At 55.1% G+C, this 21,797-nt stretch carries 24 protein-coding genes and 3 tRNA genes; 11 read left to right on the forward strand and 16 right to left on the reverse strand.

Annotated features, from left to right (window positions below; all coding sequences use genetic code 11):
- Positions 1–78: 78 nt before the first annotated feature.
- Positions 79–330 carry a UPF0175 family protein gene (locus MV985_RS00040; protein WP_297457852.1) on the forward strand — a complete coding sequence of 84 codons (252 nt, stop codon included), beginning with the start codon at positions 79–81 and terminating at the stop codon, positions 328–330.
- On the forward strand, positions 327–812 hold the full coding sequence (locus MV985_RS00045; RefSeq protein WP_297457854.1) for a DUF3368 domain-containing protein: 486 nt from the start codon (positions 327–329) through the stop codon (positions 810–812). Before MV985_RS00040 ends, MV985_RS00045 begins: the two co-directional genes overlap by 4 nt.
- Positions 813–848: 36 nt before the next feature.
- Here the strand turns inward: MV985_RS00045 and MV985_RS00050 are convergent, their stop codons facing one another.
- The 12 genes from MV985_RS00050 to MV985_RS00105 form a co-directional block, all read right to left on the reverse strand.
- Positions 849–1,193, reverse strand: a complete 345-nt coding sequence (locus MV985_RS00050) for a hypothetical protein (protein WP_297457856.1) — start codon at positions 1,191–1,193, stop codon at positions 849–851.
- Positions 1,194–1,359: 166 nt separating this feature from the next.
- Positions 1,360–1,755, reverse strand: a complete 396-nt coding sequence (locus tag MV985_RS00055; RefSeq protein ID WP_297457857.1) for a type II toxin-antitoxin system VapC family toxin — start codon at positions 1,753–1,755, stop codon at positions 1,360–1,362.
- Positions 1,752–1,988, reverse strand: coding sequence for an AbrB/MazE/SpoVT family DNA-binding domain-containing protein (locus MV985_RS00060; RefSeq protein WP_297457858.1), 237 nt, complete (start codon positions 1,986–1,988; stop codon positions 1,752–1,754). Before MV985_RS00060 ends, MV985_RS00055 begins: the two co-directional genes overlap by 4 nt.
- Positions 1,989–2,091: 103 nt before the next feature.
- The gene (locus tag MV985_RS00065) at positions 2,092–2,739 is read right to left on the reverse strand and encodes a 30S ribosomal protein S7 (RefSeq protein WP_297457954.1); all 648 of its coding nucleotides are present in this window, start codon (positions 2,737–2,739) and stop codon (positions 2,092–2,094) included.
- A 5-nt stretch (positions 2,740–2,744) separates the two neighbouring features.
- Positions 2,745–3,188 (reverse strand): 30S ribosomal protein S12, encoded by a 444-nt coding sequence (locus MV985_RS00070; protein ID WP_011250029.1) that lies wholly within the window; start codon positions 3,186–3,188, stop codon positions 2,745–2,747.
- Positions 3,189–3,198: 10 nt separating this feature from the next.
- Positions 3,199–3,636, reverse strand: coding sequence for a NusA-like transcription termination signal-binding factor (locus tag MV985_RS00075; RefSeq protein WP_297457861.1), 438 nt, complete (start codon positions 3,634–3,636; stop codon positions 3,199–3,201).
- Positions 3,636–3,944 (reverse strand): 50S ribosomal protein L30e, encoded by a 309-nt coding sequence (locus MV985_RS00080; protein WP_297457863.1) that lies wholly within the window; start codon positions 3,942–3,944, stop codon positions 3,636–3,638. Before MV985_RS00080 ends, MV985_RS00075 begins: the two co-directional genes overlap by 1 nt.
- A 13-nt stretch (positions 3,945–3,957) precedes the next feature.
- A complete protein-coding gene (gene rpoA2 / locus MV985_RS00085; RefSeq protein ID WP_297457865.1) occupies positions 3,958–5,133 on the reverse strand; it encodes a DNA-directed RNA polymerase subunit A'' in 1,176 nt (391 codons plus the stop codon).
- A gap of 1 nt (position 5,134) precedes the next feature.
- Complete coding sequence (locus MV985_RS00090; RefSeq protein WP_297457867.1) at positions 5,135–7,852, reverse strand: DNA-directed RNA polymerase subunit A'; 2,718 nt, start codon at positions 7,850–7,852, stop codon at positions 5,135–5,137.
- A 5-nt stretch (positions 7,853–7,857) separates the two neighbouring features.
- Complete coding sequence (locus tag MV985_RS00095) at positions 7,858–11,226, reverse strand: DNA-directed RNA polymerase subunit B (RefSeq protein ID WP_297457869.1); 3,369 nt, start codon at positions 11,224–11,226, stop codon at positions 7,858–7,860.
- An 18-nt stretch (positions 11,227–11,244) separates the two neighbouring features.
- Positions 11,245–11,493, reverse strand: a complete 249-nt coding sequence (locus MV985_RS00100; RefSeq protein WP_297457871.1) for a DNA-directed RNA polymerase subunit H — start codon at positions 11,491–11,493, stop codon at positions 11,245–11,247.
- A 488-nt stretch (positions 11,494–11,981) separates the two neighbouring features.
- A tRNA-Thr gene (locus tag MV985_RS00105) sits at positions 11,982–12,058 on the reverse strand.
- Between the two features lie 98 nt (positions 12,059–12,156).
- Here MV985_RS00105 and MV985_RS00110 point away from each other — a divergent pair.
- Positions 12,157–12,232 (forward strand) — tRNA-Asn (locus MV985_RS00110).
- A gap of 5 nt (positions 12,233–12,237) precedes the next feature.
- Positions 12,238–12,315: transfer RNA gene (locus MV985_RS00115), tRNA-Ile, on the forward strand.
- A gap of 283 nt (positions 12,316–12,598) precedes the next feature.
- Here the strand turns inward: MV985_RS00115 and gcvPB are convergent.
- From gcvPB to MV985_RS00130, 3 genes are all read right to left on the reverse strand, one after another.
- Positions 12,599–14,101, reverse strand: coding sequence for an aminomethyl-transferring glycine dehydrogenase subunit GcvPB (gene gcvPB, locus MV985_RS00120; RefSeq protein ID WP_297457873.1), 1,503 nt, complete (start codon positions 14,099–14,101; stop codon positions 12,599–12,601).
- On the reverse strand, positions 14,102–15,448 hold the full coding sequence (gene gcvPA / locus MV985_RS00125) for an aminomethyl-transferring glycine dehydrogenase subunit GcvPA (protein WP_297457875.1): 1,347 nt from the start codon (positions 15,446–15,448) through the stop codon (positions 14,102–14,104).
- Positions 15,449–15,595: 147 nt separating this feature from the next.
- Positions 15,596–16,888, reverse strand: coding sequence for a phospholipase (locus MV985_RS00130; protein WP_297457877.1), 1,293 nt, complete (start codon positions 16,886–16,888; stop codon positions 15,596–15,598).
- A 110-nt stretch (positions 16,889–16,998) separates the two neighbouring features.
- On the opposite strand from MV985_RS00130, the gene MV985_RS00135 reads away from it, so the two are divergent.
- On the forward strand, positions 16,999–17,595 hold the full coding sequence (locus MV985_RS00135; protein ID WP_297457878.1) for a DOMON domain-containing protein: 597 nt from the start codon (positions 16,999–17,001) through the stop codon (positions 17,593–17,595).
- A complete protein-coding gene (locus MV985_RS00140; RefSeq protein WP_297457881.1) occupies positions 17,596–18,273 on the forward strand; it encodes an HAD family hydrolase in 678 nt (225 codons plus the stop codon).
- Here the strand turns inward: MV985_RS00140 and MV985_RS00145 are convergent.
- Entirely contained in the window at positions 18,265–18,549 is a 285-nt protein-coding gene (locus MV985_RS00145; protein WP_297457883.1) for a hypothetical protein, read from the reverse strand. The two genes, MV985_RS00140 and MV985_RS00145, sit on opposite strands and share 9 nt — an antisense overlap.
- Before the next feature lie 91 nt (positions 18,550–18,640).
- On the opposite strand from MV985_RS00145, the gene MV985_RS00150 reads away from it, so the two are divergent.
- From MV985_RS00150 to MV985_RS00170, 5 genes are read left to right on the forward strand one after another with little or no spacing between them, the layout of a single operon-like run.
- Positions 18,641–19,327 carry a metallophosphoesterase gene (locus tag MV985_RS00150; protein ID WP_297457885.1) on the forward strand — a complete coding sequence of 229 codons (687 nt, stop codon included), beginning with the start codon at positions 18,641–18,643 and terminating at the stop codon, positions 19,325–19,327.
- Between the two features lie 39 nt (positions 19,328–19,366).
- Entirely contained in the window at positions 19,367–20,116 is a 750-nt protein-coding gene (locus MV985_RS00155; protein WP_297457887.1) for a hypothetical protein, read from the forward strand.
- 42 nt (positions 20,117–20,158) lie between these two features.
- Positions 20,159–20,866 (forward strand): PrsW family glutamic-type intramembrane protease, encoded by a 708-nt coding sequence (locus tag MV985_RS00160; RefSeq protein ID WP_297457889.1) that lies wholly within the window; start codon positions 20,159–20,161, stop codon positions 20,864–20,866.
- On the forward strand, positions 20,863–21,072 hold the full coding sequence (locus MV985_RS00165) for a hypothetical protein (RefSeq protein ID WP_297457891.1): 210 nt from the start codon (positions 20,863–20,865) through the stop codon (positions 21,070–21,072). The genes MV985_RS00160 and MV985_RS00165 overlap by 4 nt, the downstream gene beginning before the upstream one ends.
- A 54-nt stretch (positions 21,073–21,126) precedes the next feature.
- Positions 21,127–21,786 carry a hypothetical protein gene (locus MV985_RS00170; RefSeq protein WP_297457893.1) on the forward strand — a complete coding sequence of 220 codons (660 nt, stop codon included), beginning with the start codon at positions 21,127–21,129 and terminating at the stop codon, positions 21,784–21,786.
- The last annotated feature ends 11 nt before the right edge of the window (positions 21,787–21,797 follow it).

Consider the following 21,797-nt stretch of genomic DNA (forward strand, 5'->3'; position numbering starts at 1 on the left):
ATTTCCCTTCTCCCGAAGGGTAATATACTGGGCGAAGGCGTTAAATATCCTGACACCAATCGCTAACCCGGTGGGAAGATGGGAAAGAAAATAGTTGTTGAGCTACCCGGAATGGTAAAGATACCTGATGAGGAAGTTGAGGAGAGAATCAGGATAGAGCTTGCGCTCAGGCTGTACGAGAAGGGCATACTCTCCTTCGGGCAGGCGAGAAGATTGGCAGGTCTAAGCAAGTGGGAGTTCATTGAACTCCTCGCGAGGGAAGGGAGTGGCATACCCTATGACGAGGAAGAGCTTGAGAGCGACCTTAAGGTTCTGGAGGAGCTCTCATGAGGGCAGTTGTGAACTCGTCCCCGCTCATATTCCTTGCCAAGCTCGGGCTTCTTGACCTTCTAGAGAAGCTCTTTGATGATGTTTATATCACAGAGGCCGTTTATCATGAGACTGTTGTTGAGGGTGCGGGGCATGAAGAGGCCGTCTTAATAGCAAACGCGGATTTTCTGAAAAGGGTCTCGGTGAAGAACCAGAGGCTCGTGAAGTTTCTGCTTGAGATGATAGACCACGGAGAGGCCGAGACGATAGCGTTTGCCCTCGAAAATGAGGTTGATTTGATCGTTCTCGATGACAAGGACGCGAGAAAAGTTGCGAGGGGCTTTGGGGTGAAGGTAGCGGGAACGCTTGGCTTACTCCTCCTCGCGAAGAGAAGAGGTGTTATATCTCAGATTGCTCCCTACGTGGAAGAGCTGAGAAGAAACGGCTTCAGGATCTCGGATGAGGTTGTAAAAAGAATTCTAAGAGAAGCAGGCGAGCTTTAGGCTTCTTTCGCCTTTTTCATGCCGATTTCGACGCCCTTAGCGACGGCCTCTTGGAAGAGGAGCTCCTTTGTATCTTTCCTTGTACTTGTGCCATGTATAAAGACCGTAAATAAACGTCCCGGCAAACATAATGATCAGTAGCCATAGAGGCCAAAAGGCGTAAACTTCTGCCCCCGGTGATTTCATCAATGCGCCTAGTTGTAATAAAAACGACCCAAGAACTGAGAGAACTGATAATATTAACCCACCTTTCATTCCATTTTTTGCACAGCCCTTGCTACTGCATTCTAAAGGATCCGAGCCCCACATATCTTCCAGAAGGTACCAGACTCCAAACATACTTCCAAACGCAAAAAGAAGCACCAAATCAGCTATGTCCATTTCCCTCCTCCCGGAGGGTATAATACTGGGAGTTGAGAAGGGCATTGACCACCTGAGTAGGGATAAAAATGGAAAAGGGTGCATACACCCATGACAGGCACGGCAGGATGTGGTAGACCCAAGCGTTCTCCTTTTTCGCGTAGAGAACCAGAAAACGATGGGGAACTCAAAGCCACTCTATTTTCACCTTGTCCTCAACGCTTTTGAACTTCTCATCTCCGGTTAGGAGAGTGGCGTTCAAATCCATTGCCGTTGCGGCGGCGAAGGCCTCTGCATAGCTGAGCCTGTGGAAGGCTTTTATTCTCCCGGCTATGAGAGCGAGTCTCTCATCGGCAACCACGAGTTTGATCGGTTCCCTCCTGATAAGGGCAACCGCGAGATTTGCTATATCCGTTCCCCGCTTTCTCGAAATGATGTAGTAAACCTCGCCGAGGTTCACCACGTTCATGTAAAGTTCGGCCTTCCCACTTCTCCCGAGGTTGAGATACTCCTCAACCCTCTCCGCCGCTGGTTCATCGTTCATGTAAGCCAAAACTGCATAGCTATCCAAGACGACCCTCATTCTCTGACCTCCAGCTCCTCTTCCTCTTTCCGGATTTCTTGGAGTATCTCTCTGACGGGTTTCTCGAACTTTACAAGCCCCCTGAGCTTCAGGTCTTTCTTTACCGGAACTATCACAATCTCGTCTCCAAAGTCAAGAACCTCAAGCTCGTCGCCCTCTTTGATGCCAAACTTCTCGCGAATTGCCTTGGGTAAGACTATCTGGCCCTTTGAGGAAACTTTGACCGTTACCATCTTACATTCACCAAAATTGTCTTACTCAACGAGCATAAAAACGTTTTGGGACAGAAATCTGGAAACGTACAAATGGAGAAATGAGTGGGAAAACTTCCAGCCCTCAGCGTGAGGACTGGGCGATCCTCTCGATTTCTTCCTTCTTGCTGTAGGCGAAGCTCTTCGGATCCTTGTTGGCAGCAGCTATGATCTCCTCAGCCAGAGCCTGGGCGTAGCTGGTCTTGTTCCTGTAGCACTTTGCTGAGGCTCCAAGGGCGATGTTTTTAAGAGCGATATCTAGCCTCCTGAGTGGAGAGACATCAACGGCCATGTGGTAGCGGATTCCACCGAAGGCAATGGTGGTGGTGTCCTCCCTCGGGGCGGAGTTCTCGATGGCCCTCACGAGAACCTGAATCGGGTTCTGCTTCGTCCTGCGCTCGATGATCATGAAGGCCTCCTTGACCACTTCGTAGGCCTTCATCTTCTTGCTCATGAGGGAGCGGTGTTCCCTTCTCATGAAGTGGCCGCCAACCTTGTGGCTGCTTGAACCGCTGCGCATGACCTTGTTTATGAGCCTCTCGACGATATGAACGTTGGCCTTGCCAAAGGCCTTCTTTGCGTGCCTTCCGTGGCTGTGTGGGAGTATTCTTGCGTCGAGGTTTATGTAGGGCCTGAGCGACGGGTCGTTGACAACGACGTCCTCAACGCTCCACCTGCCCATGACCTTGGTTTCCTCGGGCCGGTAAAAGCGCTCGGTGAGTTCCCTGGCCATTGTCTTCACCTCCTCGGCTTCTCCTTCCTGCCCTTGACAAGCTCCTTGAGGCTAACGCGGTTCACCTTGACGACCTTGTATCTGATACCTGGGATATCACCCATCGAACCGCCCTTAGGACCGCCGATTCCCTCGATGATGACCTCGTCGTGCTCGTCGATGTGGTTGATGGCACCGTCACCTGGCGTAAAAGCGGTAACGACCTTACCGTTCTTGATGAGCTGAACACGAACGGCCTTACGCATGGCCGAGTTCGGCTGCTTTGCCTCGACGGCGATCTTCTCCAGGACGATTCCCCTGGCCTGTGGAGCGCCTTCAAGTGGGTCGCTCTTCTCCTTGAGTCTGAGAACCCTTCTCTTGTAGCGGATGTCACTCCAGCGGAACTTCTTCCTCTTGAGCTTGAGCTTTCTTCCCGCGAATTCTCCATAGGGGGCTTTCTTTCCAGCCATGATAATCACCTCAGATTATTACCACATCATGAATGCTGTGGTGTCTCTCCATCAACTCTTTCACGAGGTTGATGTTCTGGCCGCCCTTACCTATTGCCCGGGGTTTGTCGCGCGGGCCTATGTCGAGGAGGGCGACCTTTTTACCGTCCCTCTTCTCGGTGATGTGGACCTTTTTAACCTTAACCCCGAGGCTCTTATAAATGTTCCTCAGGAACTCCTCCGGGTTGTCGGAGTGCTCGATGAGTTCAATGTCCTTCCCGAGCATTCCCTGGACGCGCTTGACGTTCGCACCTTTCTTTCCGAGGGCCAGCCCCATCTCACCCTTCTTGATGACGTAGATGAGCCTGTTCCTGTTGGTGTCTATGAGACAGTCGAGGACGGTCGCCCCGGTCATGCTCTCGAAGAGCGCTATGAACTTGATCTGGTCTGTGTTGAGTTTCAGCGGCATTACTCCTTACCCCCAGCCAAGGCCAGTATCCTGCTCTCACCCGGGTCGAGTATCGCAAGAGCAGAGACCGTGTGCGGCCTTCCCAGGAGGGTTCCGAGCTCAACGCTGGTTCCCTCGAACTCGTAAACGGGGACACCGCTGAGCCTGGCGTAGTAGAGTATATCCTCCTTTATGTCAGGTCTGGCGTTCTTCGCAACGATAATCAGCTTAGCGCCTCCCATCTTTGCGTACTGGATGGCCTTCTTGGCGCCCATGACTATCTTTCCTGTATCCTCAGCCTTCCTAAGCTCAAAGGCGAAATCAACCATTACTCACACCTCCCTACTCCCTTTTCGGTCTCAGGGGGAGATTCATTGCCAGTCTGACCATTCCCGTACCCACGGGCACGGGCTGGCCTATGAGCACGTTCTCAACGACGCCGTTGAGCGGGTCAACTTCCCCCCTCTCAGCGGCCTCGAAGAGGTGCTGTGTGGTTATCTCGAAGGCGGCCCTGGCAAGCACGCTGGCCTTCTCCCCAACTATACCGTGCCTGCCTATGGGCAGTATGACTCCATCGAGCGTCATCATGTCGGCGACGAGCATGATGTGCCTGACGTCGACCTCGAGACCCTGCTCGCGCATCGTGTTGACGATTTCCTCGATGATAGCGTTTCTCGCCGCTTCAATGCCGAGAACCTCGGCGATTTCCCAGATGTTGTTCGTCCTGGTCCTCGTCGGATCAACTCCCGGAACCTTGAGCACCTGCTTGAAGTTCGAGCCCTCGGTGTAGATGACGTACTCGTCTCCTTCCTTCCTTATGATCGTCTTTCCGACGCCGGAGAGGCCCTTAAGGCGGTGCTTTTTAACCTTTTCGGCGAGTCTTCTCAACTCTGAGAGCTTCGTTGCCTTCTTGGGCCGCACGATGAGGGTGTAGCCATCCACCTCGAACTCCGCGCTCTTGAAGGATCCCTCAAGCTTTCTCAGGATCTTCTCCATGTCAAGGCCGGCCTTTTCGAGCCTCTCCGGGTCGATCTCGACGATGAACTCGAAGTTAAGGATGTCTATGCTCATCTCCCTTGCGAGGTTCTCCAGGGTGGTGCCCTCTATCCTCCTCGCGACTTCAAGGGCCTTCTCCCTGTCGTAGCGGTGCTTCTCGTCGAGGTAGACGGTCATTATTGGCGTTGAGGGGTTCTTCCTGGCATCGACAATCTCGATGATCCTCGGCAGACCGAGGGTGACGTTTATCTCGGCGACACCCGCGTAGTGGAAGGTGTTGAGGGTCATCTGGGTTGAGGGTTCGCCGATTGATTGAGCGGCGACGGTTCCTATGGCTTCTCCGGGCTCGATGAGGGCCCTTTTATACTCCTTCACCGTCTCCTCGATGATGGTCTCGATTTCCGCCTTCTTGAGCTTGTACTTCCTGTTGTACTCGACGAGCTTGCTGTAGAGCTCCTCCCTGACGTTCTCGGGGAGGTCGGCCTTGTTGACTAGACTCCTGATGGTCTTAGCTGCGACCATTTCACTCACCTCCCCTCATCTTTACGAGGGTTCTGAGGATAACCCTGTCAACGTCAACGGTCTTGCCCTGCCAGCTCTTCATCGGGTCTATTCCGTCCTCACCATACCGGAACTGGACGATTATGCCCGTCGGATCCCTGACGGTCCTGTCGTAGTCAACCTTAAGATCCTGGAGGGCGTTTATCAAACGACGCTGCATGTAACCGCTCTGCGCAGTTCTGACCGCGGTGTCAACGAGACCTTCCCTTCCACCCATCGCGTGGAAGAAGTACTCCTGTGGCGTGAGACCGCTCTTGTAGGAGTTGACGATGAAGCCCCTTGCCCTTGCCCCAAGGTCGCCGGGCTTGAAGTGGGTGAGAACCCTTCCGCGGTAGCCGCGGTAGAGACGCTTTCCTCTAATTGACTGCTGGCCGAGTAGTGCTGCCATCTGGGTGATGTTGAGCATCTTACCCCTGGCTCCGGTCTTGGCCATTATGACCGCGTGGTTGTTCATACCGAGATACTTCTCGGCGATCTTACCGGCGTTGTCACGTGCTTCAGCTAAAACCGCCATGATCTTGCTCTCCAGGGTTTCCTCAAGGGTCTTACCCGGGAGGGGTTCGAGTTCACCGCGCTTGTATGCCTCAATGAGCCTGTTCACCTTCTCCTCGGCCTCGCGGATTATCTCCCTTATCCTCTCAATGGCCTCCTCGGGGAGGTCCTCGTCGTCTATCGCAGTGGTAAAGCCCTTGTGGGTTATCACCCAGATGGCAAGCTTCGTCACCTGGTCGAGGAACTGCCTGGCTCTCTCGACACCGTATTCTCTCACTATGATGTCGAGGAGCTTTCCGTCCTCCCTACCGTAGGCCTTCTTGTCCACCGCGCCGCTGAGGAGCTTTCCGTTCTGGATGTAGACGAAGCCGTCGTAGGCTATCTTCCTGACCTCCTCGGGTTCGGGTATAAGCTTCTCCTCGATGAGCTTTTCGAGGGCCTCGCAGCGCTCGGGTTCATCGCAGAGCTTGTTGCGGTACCAGATGGTCAGATCCTCTGGGAGAACGAGGGAGAAAATCCTTTTGCCACTCCAGAGCTCGAGGCCGTCCTCAACCCTGTCCGGAGCGGGGAGCTTCTCCACGTCTATGCCCGCGAACATGAGCATCTGCTCGACCTCACTCCTCGTGAAGTAGGCCCCCTCGCGCGTGAGGAGATAACCGCCGGAGATGTGGTCCTGAATTCCAGCGATGAGCGGGCCTCCATACCTCGGTGAGATTATGTGGTTCTGAACCTCCATGAGTATCTTCGCTTCCGCCTGAGCCTCCTCGGTCTGGGGCACGTGGAGGTTCATCTCGTCACCGTCGAAGTCCGCGTTATAGGGCGGGCAGACCGCTAAGTTGAGGCGGAAGGTCCTGTAGGGCATTACCCTAACGCGGTGGGCCATTATGCTCATCCTGTGGAGACTCGGCTGCCTGTTGAAGAGGACGACGTCCCCATCCTGGAGGTGTCTCTCAACGGTCCAGCCGATGTCCAGCTTCTCGGCTATCGTTTCGAGGTTGTTCTCCATCAGGCGTATCCTTCTCCCGTCGGGGTCAATGACGTAGTTTGCCCCGGGATACTTCTCGGGCCCGTTGAGGACCATCTTTTTGAGCTTTTCGAAGTTGAACTCCGTGACCTTCTCAGGAACGGTGAGCTCCATTGCTATCGCGAGGGGAACGCCGACCTCGTTGATGCTTATCATTGGGTCGGGACTGATGACGGTTCTCGCCGAGAAGTTGACGCGCTTACCGCTGAGGTTTCCACGGAAACGACCCTCTTTGCCCTTCAATCGCTGGGAGAGGGTCTTGAGCGGCCTTCCGCTCTTGTGCTTGGCCGGAGGAATTCCAGAGGTCTCGTTGTTGATGTAAGTTGTCACGTGGTACTGGAGGAGGTCCCAGAGGTCCTCTATGATGAGCTGCGGCGCTCCGGCCTCGATGTTGCTCCTGAGGCGGTTGTTTATCCTGATGATGTCGACGAGCTTGTGGGTGAGGTCGTCCTCCGCTCTTATGCCGCTCTCGAGGGTGATGGAGGGCCTCATGGTAACCGGCGGAACCGGCAAAACTGTGAGGACCATCCACTCCGGGCGGGCCTTCTCGGGGTGGAGTCCGAGGAGCGGTAAGTCCCTGTCGGGCACCTTCTCGAGCCTGTCCCTGACTTCGCTCGGCATCATCCTGTGCTTGTACTCGTTGCCCTCCTCGTCCCTCCTGAGCTCGTAGTAGATCGTCGGTCTCTCGAACTTGATGGGGAACTGTGGGGCACCACAGTGCGGGCAGACCATTCTCTCCTTGGCCTTCTTGTGTATCTCCTTGATGAGTCTGTCCTTGGCCTTCTTCCTGTCGCCGACGACCTCGAATTTCTGCATGTACTCCTCTATCTCTTCATCAGTGAGCTTGATCCTTCCGCACTCTCTGCAGGTGCTCTCCAGGACGCGGTGAATTGTCTTCGCAAAGCCCACGTGAATTACTGGACGGGCGAGCTCGACGTGGCCGAAGTGTCCGGGGCACTCCCCGGCTCTTGCACCGCAGGTTTCACAGCGAAGTCCGGGATCAACGACGCCGAGGCGCTTGTCCATGAGGCCGCCCTCGATGGGGTAGCCATCGTCGTCGTAGGTGTCTGGAACGGTTATCTCGGCTGCGCTCATCTTCCTGATCTCCTGGGGTGAGAGGATTCCAAACTCAATACTCCCGATGACCTTCTTAATGGACTGCATACCCATCACACCCTGTCGGTTACCTTGAGGGATGGCCTTATCACCATTGCCTTCAGCTCGTCGAGGAGGAGCTTGAAGGCGTAGCTCATCTCCACCTTGCTTATCCTCTCCTCCTCACCACAGACCGGGCAGTAGACCTTACCGCGACGCTTGTCCTCTAAAGCTAAGTGTCCACAGTTCTCGCAGACCCATACCTCGGTCTTGTCGCTCTCCTCCAGGAGACGCTCTATGAGCAGCATTGCCGCGCCGTGGCCGACGAGAACATCGCGCTCCATCTCACCAAAGCGAAGGCCTCCTTCCCTGGCCCTTCCCTCGGTGGGCTGCTTGGTTAGCACCTGAACTGGACCTCTGCTTCTCGCGTGCATCTTGTCCGCGACCATGTGGTGGAGTCTCTGGTAGTAGATGACGCCCACGAATATGTCCGCCTCAAGCCTTCTGCCGGTTATGCCGTCGTACATGACCTCCCTTCCGCTGTGCTTGAAGCCAAGCTCCTCCAGTTCCTTCCTGAGCTTCTCCTCCTGCTCCCCTATGAAGGCCGTTCCATCAACGCGCCTGCCCTTGAGTGAAGCCACCTTCCCACCTATGGCCTCTATGAGCTGTCCGACGGTCATACGGCTCGGGATACCGTGGGGGTTAACGATCAAATCCGGAACGATTCCACTCTCGCTCCAGGGCATGTCCTCCTGGGGAACGATTAGACCGATAACACCCTTCTGGCCGTGCCTCGAGGCGAACTTGTCGCCCAGCTCGGGAATGCGGAGGTCTCTCACGGTTACCTTGACGAGCTTGGTCCCATCGCCGGTCTCGGTGATTATGACCTTGTCCACGACACCCTTTTCGCTGGGTCTGACGGCAACGCTCGTCTCGCGCCTCTCCTGGAGGATTATACCGCCGAGGCCGCTCTGCTCCTCAAGGAACCTCGGCGGTGAGGTTCTTCCAACGAGAACGTCCTTTCCTTCCACCTTTGATTCGGGGAAGATTATGCCGTCCTCGTCCAGGTGCCTGTAGTATTTTTCGCCGAGGTATCCCTGTATTGTCGGATCGGGGATTTCGAAGCGGTCTGTCTGTCCACCGAGGTAGCGCTTCTCCTCAGCCTCATAGGTTCTGAAGAAGCTGCTCCTTCCGAGGCCGCGCTCGATGGAGGCCTTGTTCATTATGATGGCATCCTCCATGTTGTAACCGCCGTAGCTGAGGACTGCAACCACGAAGTTCTGACCTGCGGGCCTCTCCTCGAAACCAACCGCCTTCATGATGCGCGAGTTAACGAGCGGAACCTGTGGATAGTGCATCAGATGACCGCGCGTGTCAACCCTGAGCCTGAAGTTCGCGCTCCCGAGACCGAGGCTCTGCTTGGCCATGCCCGCTCCATAGGTGTTACGCGGGGCCGCGTTGTGCTCAGGATAGGGAACGAGTGAAGCCGGTATACCGAGTATGGCAGCGGGCATAAGCTCGAGGTGGGTGTGCTCCTCCGTTACCTCCCAGGGCCATGTTGCAACGTAGGCGTTCTCCTCCTCCTCGGCGTCGAGGTACTCAATAACGCCCATCTTGATGAGATCGCTCCAGGTGAGCGTCCCGTTCTTTATCCCCTCAACGTGCTCCCTCGTGAGCTTGGGCTGGCCGTTTTCGACTATGATCAGCGGCCTCCTAACGCGACCATCGTCGCTGTTGACGTATATCTCCCTGACCTCCTCGTCCTCGTAGATGGCAACGTTGATTACGTCGCTTATCTTGTCGTTTCTCCTATCGTTCCTTATCCTCTGAACGAGACCCCTACCGTCCTCGATGGTTCCGATGAGAACACCGTTGAGGTAGACACGGTAAAGACCCGGGGCCGGTCTTCTATCCTCTATGGAAACGACGCCCAGCTTCCTGAGGTATTCCCTGACCTCCTCCTCGGGAATGCCCGTGGTTATCTGAGACATCAAAGCTAAGTTCTTGACCAGACCACAGTTCGGACCCTCTGGAGTCTCGGTCGGACATATTCTTCCCCAGTGGGTTCCGTGCAAATCACGCGCCTCGAAGTGGGGCTGGTCCCTGCTGAGCGGCGAAGTCACGCGCCTGAGGTGGGAGAGGGTTGACATATAGTTCGTCCTGTCGAGGAGCTGGCTGACACCGGTCCTCCCGCCGGGCCAGGCACCGGTCGCTAAGGCATGCTCAATCCTCTCGCTCAGGACATCGGGCCTTATCGAGTTTCTTACAAACCTCTGGATGTTCTCGAAGGTGTACCTCTCTCCCTTCCTCTGGTAGGTCTTGGTCATCTGGTACTGCATGTCCTTGACGAGCTGGCCGAATGCCACCCTGAAGAGATCCCTCAGGAGGTCTCCCGCTAACTTGAGCCTCTTGTTTGCATAGTGGTCCTTGTCGTCCTCTCCGCGGAGGCCGAGGGAAAGCTCGAGGACCTTCAGGGCCATCATGCCGAGGTAGTAGGCCTTGGCCTTCCTGTCCTCGGGATTAACGCCCATGTGGGGCAGGAGGTTGTTGTCTATGATGTGCTCCGCCCTCCTAAGCCGGTACTCCCTCGGCTGGCCCGGAAGGGAGAGCTTTCCTATATAGTCGAGCGCCTCTTCCTGCGTCGTTATGTCGCTCGCGTCCTCCAGGTTGTCGAAGAGAACCTGCTGTATCCTCGGGTCATCGCTGACCGCCTCAACTATCTCCTTATCGCTGAGCAATCCGAGGGCGCGCATGACGTAGACGAACTTGACCGGCTTTGGAACGTTCGGGATGTTGACGTAGAGAATGCCGTCCTTCCTTCTCTCGACGGTGATGAGGGCTCTATAACCGTGCCTGTAGGAGAAAACCTTGGCTATTATCCTGTTCTGCCTCTCGTCCTTCTCGACGAGCGTTTTGTTCGGGGCGAGATCCTCGATAGAGACTATAACCCTCTCGGAGCCGTTTATGATGAAGTATCCTCCCGGATCCTTCGGGTCCTCGCCGAGTTTTATGAGCTCCTCATCGCTGAGGCCGTAGAGGCGGCACGCCTTGGATTTGAGCATTATCGGGAGCTCGCCAATCCTGACCTCGACGGGCTCCTGCTCGATGCCCTTGATGACCGGGATGAGTTCCAGGTAGAGCGGTGCGGAGTAGGTTAGGTTCCTTATTCTCGCGTCCATCGGGTAGAGCGGCTTCCTCTGTCCCTGTGCCTCCTGAAACTCGGGCTCGCCTATACGGATCCTGCCGAACTTGACCTCGAAGTCCGGTATGTCGGGCTTGAGGCCACCGAACTCGTCTATAACCTGCTGCATGCCGTAGTCGATGAAGGCGTTGTAAGAATCAAGGTGCTGCCTGACGAGACCCTTCTCACGCCAGTAGTCCTCCATAACAAGCCAGAGGTCGTCGGGATTGACCTCAACAACGGTGGATCCCCTGGATGCCATAACAATCACCCCTCAGAATCAGTCCTCCACCACAAGGCGGTAGTAATAGTAATAGCCCGCCGTCGGGCTCTTCCTCTTTATCTCGAGAACGTCGCCTGGCTTCGCGCCGAGCGCTACAACTGCAGGATCCGAGGCTTTGATCTGCGGAAGTTGGGATATTCTAATCCTGTACTTTCTGAGAAGCTCCTCCTTCTCCTCCTCGCTGAGAATTCTGTGCTCGGGAACCAGCTCATGGGTGAATATGTCAAACTCCTTTTTCGTCGCCACCGAGAATTGCCCCCTTAACATTTTTTGAGAACGATACCACTATCCCCCTGTGGGTTTCGGTATATAAGCTTTTCGAGTGTTATCCGGGCAAAACGGGTTTATATCGCTTGCGTAAAGTTTAAGAGCCGTTCTCCACGCCGGAAATAGGACGTTAATGTACTTCTCTGGGGAGAAGTAAAGGAAAGATTTATAACGACTCTTCTGAAAGGGAGGCTTCTCCCAACGGAGAATTTAGCCCGAATACTGGAAAAGTTTGTCATTAGGTCAGTTTTTTAGCTACAATCCCGACAGATCTAACCCAGCTCTAAACCTTCCCGACGAAAATTCCAGAACAGCGTATGAATTTTATCGCCCGTACGGGTACCTATCTCCCGGGTCCCGTTTCATTTCATAGAACGTTCTTGGAGTGGGAGATGCCGGTTACGTGAACGGAGAGAATAGCGGCCATTCCGACAATGGTTTTGCTGGAAATGGCCCCTCTGGAAATGTGGAGCCCCGGGCGGGATTTGAACCCGCGACCGGCGGATTACAAGTCCGCCGCCCCACCAGGCTAGGCTACCGGGGCAAGGGACACGGTTTAAACACACCCCGGATCGGATATAAAGTTTTCGCAGCTCACCGCAAGATTTATAAATCACCCCCGTGTTCCCTACATTGGGTCGAGCCGCCGTAGCTTAGTTGGTAGAGCGCCGGACTGTTAATCCGGCGGTCCCCGGTTCGAATCCGGGCGGCGGCGCCAGTAGTGGGCCCGTAGCTCAGCCTGGTCAGAGCGCGCGGCTCATAACCGCGTGGTCGGGGGTTCAAAGCCCCCCGGGCCCACCATAGCAAACTTTTCTGGCGAAAAGTTTGACCAAAAGATTGTGATTCATCACGAACTTTGATGAAACTTTGCTTGGCAAAGTTTCTTTGGTGAAGCTTTTTCCAAAAGCTTCAGCGCCGCTTTCACCCTCGTTCAAGCGTCCTTGACGGATGGCAGAAAAGTAGGTGCTTTTTTACAAATTGCATTTCTGAAGGGGTTTTTACTCACTTACCCCTTGGTGGGTGTTTCTCTCTGGAGAAGCCCCCGAAGGGCGCTGATTAAAGAAGGACATAAAAGGGAAAGGGCTCAGTAATCAACTTCGCCCTTCTCCTTCAGCTCAAGGTACATCCTCCAGCTGAGGACGGGTTTCTTAGCCGCCAAAACGTCGTCAACTCTCCTGACAGCGGTGTTGTGGGGGGCGCTTTTCACAACCTCGGGACTGCTGTAGGCTTCCTCGCTTATCTTCTTCAGAGCTTCCACGTAGGCGTCGAGCTCCTCCTTGCTGACAGTCTCGGTCGGTTCTATCATCAGAGCTTCATGAACAATCAGCGGGAAGTAAACGGTCGGAGAATGCATTCCGAAGTCGAGCAATCTCTTCGCCACGTCCATTGCAGTAACCCCTGTTTCCCTCTTCATTGGCTCGGCTGAAAAGACAGTTTCGTGCTTCCTGAGTTCCTTGCCGGGGAGTTCATAACCACGGGTTCCCAGCAGTTTTCTCGTCAGGTAGTTGGCGTTGAGAACCGCCACTTCACTGACCTCCCTGAGGCCTTCCCGTCCCATTATTTTGAGATAAGTTAAGGCCCTGACCATGACCGCGAAGTTGCCGTAGAGTTCCTTCACCTTTCCTATGCTCTTGGGCACGTTGTAATCCAGGTAATAGCGCTCGCCATCGTAGCTCACGAGTGGAACCGGCAGGTAGTCCTTCAGGAAGTTCTTTACTCCTACCGGCCCGCTTCCGGGCCCGCCGCCACCGTGTGGAGTCGAGAAGGTCTTGTGGAGGTTGAGATGCACTATGTCGAAGCCCATATCCCCGGGCCTGACCTTGCCGAGAACGGCGTTGAGGTTCGCGCCGTCGTAGTAGAGCAGTCCTCCAGCCTTGTGGACTATCCTCGCTATCTCCACTATCTCGTCCTCGAAAATGCCGAGCGTGTTGGGGTTGGTGAGCATTAAGCCAGCTGTCCTCTCGCCCACCGCATTTTCGAGGGCCTCCAGGTCCATCGTTCCTTCTTCCGTTGAGGGAATCTCTATGACCTTAAAGCCCGCCATCGCTGCACTTGCCGGGTTCGTTCCGTGGGCTGAATCGGCCACGAGCATCTCATCTCTCTGCGGTTCACCGTTATCGAGGTGGTAGGCGCGGATTATCGAAACGCCGGTAAATTCTCCGTTCGCTCCGGCTGCCGGTTGAAGGGTGAAGCGGTCCATGCCTGTTATCTCCTTCAGCCACTGTTCCAGCTCCCACATGATTTTGAGCGCTCCCTGAACGGTTCTTTCATCCTGATACGGGTGGATGTGGGCAACTCCGGGATGTGAGGCTATCTCCTCGTTTATCTTGGGGTTGTACTTCATCGTACATGATCCGAGCGGATAAATGCCAGAATCAACGCCGTAGTTCATCTCGCTCAGGCGGGTGTAGTGCTTGACTATCTCCGGCTCGCTTATCTCGGGAAGGTTGAGTCTGCTCTTTCTCCGCAGTTTCTCGGGGATTTTCACATCAACGTCTTCAATCGGCTTAGGCAGGGTGTAGCCAATTCTCCCCTCGCGGGAGAGCTCGAAGATGAGCGGTTCGTCCCATTTAGCCTGGCGGAACATTCAGGCCACCTCCTTAAGGGCTTCAATCAGCTTATCAACCCATTCTTTCCTCGTCGTTTCGGTGGCAGAGAATAGTGCCGTCTCGCCGAGCTCCGGGAAGTGATTTCCTATATAGTAGCCACCGTGGATTCCCCTCGCGAGAAGGGCCTCGTGTATCTCCCTGTAGGGCCTTTCGAAGCGAACAGGAACATCCTTGAAATAGAGCCCCTCGAATGGAATCTCGGCAACTTCGGAAAGGCGTTTCCTGAGGTAGGCCGTGTTCTTGAGGATTGTTTCACCGAGCTCCTTCAAACCTTTTGGCCCGAGGCTCGCGAGATGTACCGCCGAAGCGACAGCCACTAGGGCCTCGTTGGAGCAGATGTTGGAGGTGGCCTTGGCCCTTCTTATGTGCTGTTCCCTAGTCTGGAGCGTCATCACAAAGGCCCTTCTTCCCTCGGCATCTTTCGTCATTCCGATTATCCTTCCGGGCATCTGACGGATGAGCTTTTTGTCGTTCCTGACGGCAAAAACGCCGGCCCTCGGTCCGCCGAAGTTCATGGGGTTACCGAGGTAAGCGGCCTCGCCAACGGCTATGTCCGCTCCGAGTTCTCCGGGAGCTTCAAAAACTCCGAGCATTGTGGGGTCTGCTCCGATCACGAAGTACGCTCCGGCCTCGTGGGCAATCTCCCCTATCTCCCTTACGTTCTCCTCGACCAGTCCAAAGAAGTTGGCCATTTCAACGTAAACGCCGGCCGAGTTCCCCACAGCCTCCTTGAGCTTTTCCATGTCAAGCTTGCCTTCATCGTCCCAGGGGATCTCGACGATCTCAAGGTTCGCCCCACGAGTGTAGGTCTCTATAACGGTTCTCTTCTCAGGGCTGAGTGCCTTTGGAATTACGAAGCGCTTCCTCTTACCCCTATGGAGTCTCACGGCCATCAGGGCCGCTTCGGCTATGGCAGTCCCCCAGTCGTACATCGAGGAGTTGACAACCGGCAGACCGTAGAGCTCGGCCATAATGCTCTGGTACTCGAAGAGGGCCTGGAGCATGCCCTGACTTATCTCCGGCTGGTAGGGGGTGTAAGCTGTGAGAAACTCGCTCCTCTCGATTAGATACTTCACGTGGGCGGGAATGTAATGGAAGTAGGTTCCAGCGCCGAGGAAGCTCGGCATCTCGAGAACTGTTCTGTTCTTTGAGAGGACTTCGTTGAGCTCGGTGAAGACCTCGTACTCGCTCTTTCCCTCGGGGAGGTCGAACTCCTTGACCATACCCTCCGGAACGTCGGAGAAGAGCTCGTCAATCGAACCAAAGCCGATTTCCCTCAGCATCTCGTCCCTCTGGGCGAGGTTTGGAAGGTAATGCTTCCCCATGGCAATCACCTTCTTAACTTTAAGACGGTCGTTGAAAGTTGATCGGGACGAATATATGCTTTGTGCTCGGAAGCGCTCATGTGGAATGCTTCCATTGAAGAACAGAGTGTGGGCTTCCGAGAGAGCCGCTTTAAAAAAAGAGAGGAGTCATCCAGTAACGCCGACGTCCTCGAAGAACTTCTCCATCAGGCCTGCAGCGCTCCTTGTGGTGTAGACCATGCTCTCGTAGACCGCCCACTGCACCTTGCTGTACTCCCTTCCGTCGAGGGTCCTGAAGCCGCTCGGCGCGTTGACGTCGAAGTTAGCGTGGAGCTCAATATTCCTGATGGCCCACCCATCAACGTCATCATCGAGCCAGTTGTCCTTGTCAACGTGGGTGTAGATGTAAACGGTGTCCCCCGGAACGGTGACGCTGGTGTCAACGAGCGGGTTGGGATCCTGGCTGTACCTCGCTATGAGGTTCCAGTTCTTGTCGTATATCTCGACGTAGCCGAGGGTCTTGAAGTAGGCATTCTGCATGTCTATGTCCTTGAAGATGATGGTTATCGAGCTCGCGCCGAGGAACTGAAGCTTGAGGACGCTCCAGTCACCCTTCTTAAGCGTCTTCGTCCAGAAGTAGCTGCCGAGATGACCGCGCTCGCTCCAGAGGTTGATGTCCTTTCCGGTCGAATAGAGCATGTACCTCCAGGAGTTGTGGGCTATTAGGTCAGCGTAGGCCCAGGCAACGCCGTTGGATAGATCCATGTGCCCGTTCTCGTTGTCAGCTATGTAGATGTCCTCACCGATTATGAACCTCTTCTTCTCCTCCGGGATCTGCCACCACTTTATCGGAGTGAGGTCGAGGGGGACGCGGTCGTTGAGGATGTCGTCGGCGACGGTCGGTGAAATCTCGTTCTCGACGAAGTCGTGGGCGTCCTCGATGTAGCTGAACTGCTCGAGATCCTCGAAGAGAGCCGGAGTGGTGTGCGCCACAAGCATGCCCATGTCCTCGAGGATGTGGACGGCCCTGCCGAGGTAGAGCATGGCCCCCTCCCTGTCACCCTGCTTCCAGAGCTGGACTGCTTTCTCGTAGAGCTGCTGGGCCATGTCCGCACCGGAGGAATCCCTATCGCCGAAGATGTCCACTGTTATCAGCTCGGAGTGGTCCATCGGATCGTGGAAGTGGTACTGGCTCTGGAGGGTGTATGTCTTGCCTTTGAATTCTATGCTCCCCCCGCGCCAGTCCTCATCGTACGCTCCGTAGAGGAGTCTGTCCTGATACTGCATGAGGATCGCACCGAGCCGCGGGTTGTCCTGGTAAACTGCCTCGATGGCCTTGTAGGTCAGTCTCTGGTGGACGTTCATGGGGTTCTGGAGATCCGGCCCGTCGGTGGGCCAGGCACTTGCGAAGCCCAGACCACCGAGGACCAGAACCAAAAGCGCCAGCGCCCTGACTTTCATTTCATCACCACCTGGATGGATTTAGCGGTTATTCCATCTAAAAAGGGTTTAAAAATCTGGCTACCGGAATCGCGACAAAGCTTTAAAGCGCCCGGCTCCATGTTACTGGTATGATGGGGCGAAGGGTTCTGGCGGCACTCCTTACGGGTTTCCTGATGGTCACCGCAGGCTGCATTGGGGGAGGTGTTAGTTTAGAAAAAACTGGCACGAGCAAACCGTGGAAACCCGACGGTGTCATAGAGCCGGGAGAGTACTCCAGTAACTTTACGGTCGGGGGAGATTTCTCGGCCTTCCTCCGGGTTGATAACGGAAGCCTCTTCGTCGGCATGAAAGCCAAAACGCGCGGCTGGGTCGCCGTGGGCTTCGGCGGCGGGCCGGGAATGAGGAAGACCGATATCATCATAGCATACGTTCTCCCCAACGGCACCGTTGAGATAAGCGACTCCTACTCCCCAGGTTTTGCCGGCCCCCACAATCCGGATACGACCTACGGTGGCGTGGACAACATCATCTCCCACGGTGGAGGGGAAGAGGGCGATTTTACCGTGGTCGAGTTCTCCCGAAAGCTTGATACGGGAGATAGATACGACTTCAAAATCCCCACAAGCGGTACCTTCCGCGTCATCTGGGCCTATGGGACTGAGGACGACTTCGTTTCGGAGCACGTAAAAGCGGGCCACTTCTATGTCTCTCTGGGAGGTGGTTGAATGATCATAGCCTTCGACTTCGACGGGACCTTGGCGGACACTTACTCGTGCATCGAGGAGGCCTTCAAGCGCGCCCTTCAAAAGCGCTATCCCTGGCTCCCCGGAAAGGGACTGTGGGCAAAGCTTCTCACCAAGATAGAGCTGCAGTTCGAGAGACCGGCCTTCGGGAAGCACAAGAAGAAGTCAAAGCCGCCCTTCTTCCTGCGGACGAAGTTCTTTGAAACCTGGTTCGAGGAGAGGGCGAAGCTGACGAAACCGATAGATGATTCTCCGGAACTGTTGAGGAAACTCAAGGAAGAGGGCCACACCGTTATCTCGTTCTCCGCCGAGGACTTCATTGACGGCATGAAGGTCAGAAGGCTGAAGGCGATGGGAATCTACGACCTCTTCGATGATGTGATAGTCTTCGGCAGGGATCTCACGATAGATGAGGCATTTAAGCTCGTCCGCGAGAAGTACGGGGATGAAACCTTCATCTGGGTGGACGACAAGCCCTGGCGCTTCATCGGACACGGGGATGAGAACACCGAATACGTCTGGTACTACTTCCCGTTCACGGCAAAGTTCATCGAGAAAAACAGGGAACGGCTGGCTCTGATTCCCCGCCTCCACGTCATAAGGGACCTCTGGAGCATTTTCGACGTGATAGAGAGGATTAAGGGGGAGCGGTCATCCTGAATCAGCGTTGGTGTACTCTATCGTGTCCTCGACGAACTCGTCGTAGGTTTCTCTATCTACCTCTTCCAGCCGCATTGAGAACTCTTTTCCGAGGGACCATCTTACCGCAACCGGTCCCCTGTCCGTCTCCGCCATTACCAGTCCAAAAGGCAAATCGCCCGCCCAGTGATGCTTTGAGAATCCTATCGTGAAGCCTCTCCTCCTGAGCTCCTCGATGATGGCATCGAAGGTTTTGCTTGGGCCGTAGGGACTCTTGGCGAAACCAATATAGGCCATTTTTACTCACCATTGTCCCTTCAATGGGCAGATTTAAAACCTTTTCGGTTTCCCTAACAAAGTTTAAAAGTCAAAGAGCCAACCCTGAAATATGAAGCCTCAACCCCTGCCGGAAAAGGCCCTAAAACTCGGAAGAACGCTCGTCATAGCAGATCTTCACCTCGGCTACGAGGTCAGCATGGCGAGGGAGGGTTTTTACCTTCCGAGGGTGTTCCATGAAGTCGTTGGAAAGCTGAGGGAACTCCTCAAAAGGGAAAAACCGAAGCGCATCATCATAGACGGCGATTTAAAGCATTCCTTCGTCCCGGAGTGGCGCGAGAGGGAAGAACTCAGGGCCTTTGTGGAGGAGGTTTTCCCGCTCGTTGACGAGCTTGTACTCGTTAGAGGCAACCACGACGTCGGAACGCTCTGGTTGAGGGAGCTTGGCGTTCAAGTGGTCGATGAACTCGAACTCGGTGGATGGAAACTCGTCCACGGACACAAGTTGGCCGAGGGCGAGCGCTTCATAATCGGTCACGAGCATCCGGCCATAAGGCTCCGCGACGAGGTTGGGGCTCTGGTTAAGGTGCCGGCCTTTTTGATGAGCGATGCGCTCATAGTTCTCCCAGCCTTCAGCCCCTGGGCCTACGGGAACGACGTGCTGAGGGAGATAGTCTCGCCCTTCCTGAGAACTCACGATGTTTCGAGGGCCCGGGTGCTTGTTCCTTTGGATGAGGAGCTTCTCGACTTCGGCGAGCTTGAAAAACTCTCCCGGGTCCTCGGCTCGCTTGGGGGCTAACCTTTTAATACCCGCCGGGGAGTTAGCTGGGGTGATAGAATGAGGAGAGCTTTTACCGGATTGCTCCTCGCCTTCATCGTTCTCGCCGCGGGCTGCATCGGTGGAAGTTCAAAAACTTCACCGACAGCGACCGGAGCACTTCCATTCACATCGGTGGAGCTTAAGGCAGCGATAGAGGGTTTGAGGAGCTACGAATACGCAATGAAGGTTGACAGCTATCGCGGGACCGAACTCGTTGCCCAGCTCTTCACAAATGGAAGTGTGGACTTCGAGAAAAGGACCAAGTCTGTTTCAACGTTCTCCAACACCACCGCCCACGGGGGAGGGTATTACCGGGCCTACTACTACACCGACACCAGGGGCTACGCCGCCTACTACGACCGGAACGGAACTGTGAGCTGGGAGGTGTCCTGTTACGGCCCGGGGGAGGGACCCAACTTCAACAGCACGATTCTGGACGGTCTCTGGACGGTGCTTGACTCCGAGGGGGTCCGGGTAGTTGAGAAAGACAACTACTACCTCGTGTACGCCAACGGGACCGGTGGTACCGCCGGGAGTGACGGGATAACCTCCTACCGGACGCGGATCACGATAAAGCTCACGAAGGACCTCATCCCCGTGGAGGTGAACCGGACCGTCCACTACCGGAAGAACGGCTCCGAGTGGGTGGACGTGACGAGGATAGTTATCACCCAACCCAACGCCGCGAAGGTTGAACCTCCAATCGAACTCGTGGAATACCTTGAGAAGCAGGGGATAGATTTAGAAGAGTTCCTCGGAAAATGCTAAACCTTTAAATCCCCTTCTCCCTATTTCCTGCGGTGAACGCCTATGGACGTGCTTAGCGCTCTGATCTTCTTCGCCTACGCGCCGGCACTGGCGATACTGTGGTACTTCTACCACGCGGACAGATACGAGCCAGAACCGAGGCGCTACGTCATAGGAACCTTCATCCTCGGAGGAACGCTCTCCGTGAGCGTTGCCTTCATCCTCGAGAGCATCCTAACCCTCGGCGGACTTATACAGCCACTCCTTCCAACAACGGCATTCTACGTGGCCCTGGTTGCGGGGATCGTCGAGGAGCCGGCAAAGGCCCTTGCCATCCTGTGGCCCTACAACGCGGGCCAGATGGACGGTGTTATGGACGGTCTGGTCTATGGGGCAGCTGCTGGACTCGGCTTTGCCGCAACCGAGAACTTCATGTACGGCCTCGGCTGGGGACTGGGCGTTACCCTTATGCGGGCATTCCTGACGCCAATTGCCCACGCCACCTGGAGCGCCATAATTGGAGTTGGCTATGGCCTGAAGGCCGAAGGAAAGGTGGACTCCCTGGCGACATACTTCTTTCTCGCAATGTTCCTCCACTTCATCTGGGACTACTACGCCTTTATGAGTGCAACAGTGCCGGCCTACAACATAATACTGATAATCCTCCTGGGCATCAACATCGCCATACTCCGCTACTTTATGCTTCTGGGTCTGGAGGAGGATCGTAAGAGAGTTCTTCACTACTGGTTCAAGAGGAGGGATCGAAGTTGAAGAGAGACAAACTTGAGGAGGTTCTCTTCGAGGTCAGACCCTACGTCGAGTACTGGGACAGGCTGAAGGAACTCGTAGAGAGGCTCTGGGCGGAATCGAAAAACGAGGAGGAGTTTCTCAGGCGTCTCAGAGAAGAAATGGAACGGGCGGAAGAGCCCTTCAGAACCGACCTCCGGATATTTATCCAGAAGTTCGAGGCCCTCTGATTTTTCTTATTGCGAGGGTAAATTTTATAACCCAGAATGTCCAAATTGCTATGGGTGATTCTTACGAGAAGGCTCCTCCTTGCGATGGCGGTTATCCTGGTCACAGGAGTGGCGTATTACCTTATCTCTGGCCATTCGCTGAGTAAGGCCAGTCCTCCCTCGACGGCGGATGTTCTCGATGCCATCAACGGCCAGACCTCCTTCTGCTGGGAGGCGGAAGTTAAGGCCTTTTCCAACGGGAGCTTGAAGGAAAGGGCGGGTGTAAAGGGCTGCATAAACTACGAAAACGGGAGTGCAATTTGGGTGAGGGATATTGACGGAAGGAAGAGGGTAATACATGCCAGCAGGAACGATTCCGACGACCCCTACTGGCGGATGGCACTCGAGGGCTGGGGCGCGGAGTGGAACGTCATGAACTTCCTGCGGAAGGTTCTGAAAGAAGGAAAGCTGGAAAGCGTTCGGGAGACCGGAGAAGGCTACGAGATGGAGCTGACGTTCAACTGGGGAGAGAGCTACTCCGCTGGAACCATCGAGAACGGCACCAGAGTCACGGCGAGCCACGTCCTAAAGCTGTCCCTCCTCGTGGATGGGGACGGAAGACCCCTGGGGGGAAACTTCACGGAGGACGTTGAGAGAAACTACCTCGACTGGAACCGGGTTGAGGGGGAAAGAACTGAGGGGAGCTTTGAGCTGCTCGGCCCGTGGGAAAGCTGACTGGTGATACC

The organism is Thermococcus sp., assembly GCF_027012695.1.
GTDB lineage: Archaea > Methanobacteriota_B > Thermococci > Thermococcales > Thermococcaceae > Thermococcus.

Bases quoted from the DNA above. Each gene is read 5' to 3' on its own strand.
- MV985_RS00040 (WP_297457852.1), top strand. From the start codon at position 79: ATGGGAAAGAAAATAGTTGTTGAGCTACCCGGAATGGTAAAGATACCT.
- MV985_RS00045 (WP_297457854.1), top strand. From the start codon at position 327: ATGAGGGCAGTTGTGAACTCGTCCCCGCTCATATTCCTTGCCAAGCTC.
- MV985_RS00050 (WP_297457856.1), bottom strand. From the start codon at position 1,193: ATGGACATAGCTGATTTGGTGCTTCTTTTTGCGTTTGGAAGTATGTTT.
- MV985_RS00055 (WP_297457857.1), bottom strand. From the start codon at position 1,755: ATGAGGGTCGTCTTGGATAGCTATGCAGTTTTGGCTTACATGAACGAT.
- MV985_RS00060 (WP_297457858.1), bottom strand. From the start codon at position 1,988: ATGGTAACGGTCAAAGTTTCCTCAAAGGGCCAGATAGTCTTACCCAAG.
- MV985_RS00065 (WP_297457954.1), bottom strand. From the start codon at position 2,739: ATGGCCAGGGAACTCACCGAGCGCTTTTACCGGCCCGAGGAAACCAAG.
- MV985_RS00070 (WP_011250029.1), bottom strand. From the start codon at position 3,188: ATGGCTGGAAAGAAAGCCCCCTATGGAGAATTCGCGGGAAGAAAGCTC.
- MV985_RS00075 (WP_297457861.1), bottom strand. From the start codon at position 3,636: ATGCCGCTGAAACTCAACACAGACCAGATCAAGTTCATAGCGCTCTTC.
- MV985_RS00080 (WP_297457863.1), bottom strand. From the start codon at position 3,944: ATGGTTGATTTCGCCTTTGAGCTTAGGAAGGCTGAGGATACAGGAAAG.
- rpoA2 (WP_297457865.1), bottom strand. From the start codon at position 5,133: ATGGTCGCAGCTAAGACCATCAGGAGTCTAGTCAACAAGGCCGACCTC.
- MV985_RS00090 (WP_297457867.1), bottom strand. From the start codon at position 7,852: ATGCAGTCCATTAAGAAGGTCATCGGGAGTATTGAGTTTGGAATCCTC.
- MV985_RS00095 (WP_297457869.1), bottom strand. From the start codon at position 11,226: ATGGCATCCAGGGGATCCACCGTTGTTGAGGTCAATCCCGACGACCTC.
- gcvPB (WP_297457873.1), bottom strand. From the start codon at position 14,101: ATGTTCCGCCAGGCTAAATGGGACGAACCGCTCATCTTCGAGCTCTCC.
- gcvPA (WP_297457875.1), bottom strand. From the start codon at position 15,448: ATGGGGAAGCATTACCTTCCAAACCTCGCCCAGAGGGACGAGATGCTG.
- MV985_RS00130 (WP_297457877.1), bottom strand. From the start codon at position 16,888: ATGAAAGTCAGGGCGCTGGCGCTTTTGGTTCTGGTCCTCGGTGGTCTG.
- MV985_RS00135 (WP_297457878.1), top strand. From the start codon at position 16,999: ATGATGGGGCGAAGGGTTCTGGCGGCACTCCTTACGGGTTTCCTGATG.
- MV985_RS00140 (WP_297457881.1), top strand. From the start codon at position 17,596: ATGATCATAGCCTTCGACTTCGACGGGACCTTGGCGGACACTTACTCG.
- MV985_RS00145 (WP_297457883.1), bottom strand. From the start codon at position 18,549: ATGGCCTATATTGGTTTCGCCAAGAGTCCCTACGGCCCAAGCAAAACC.
- MV985_RS00150 (WP_297457885.1), top strand. From the start codon at position 18,641: ATGAAGCCTCAACCCCTGCCGGAAAAGGCCCTAAAACTCGGAAGAACG.
- MV985_RS00155 (WP_297457887.1), top strand. From the start codon at position 19,367: ATGAGGAGAGCTTTTACCGGATTGCTCCTCGCCTTCATCGTTCTCGCC.
- MV985_RS00160 (WP_297457889.1), top strand. From the start codon at position 20,159: ATGGACGTGCTTAGCGCTCTGATCTTCTTCGCCTACGCGCCGGCACTG.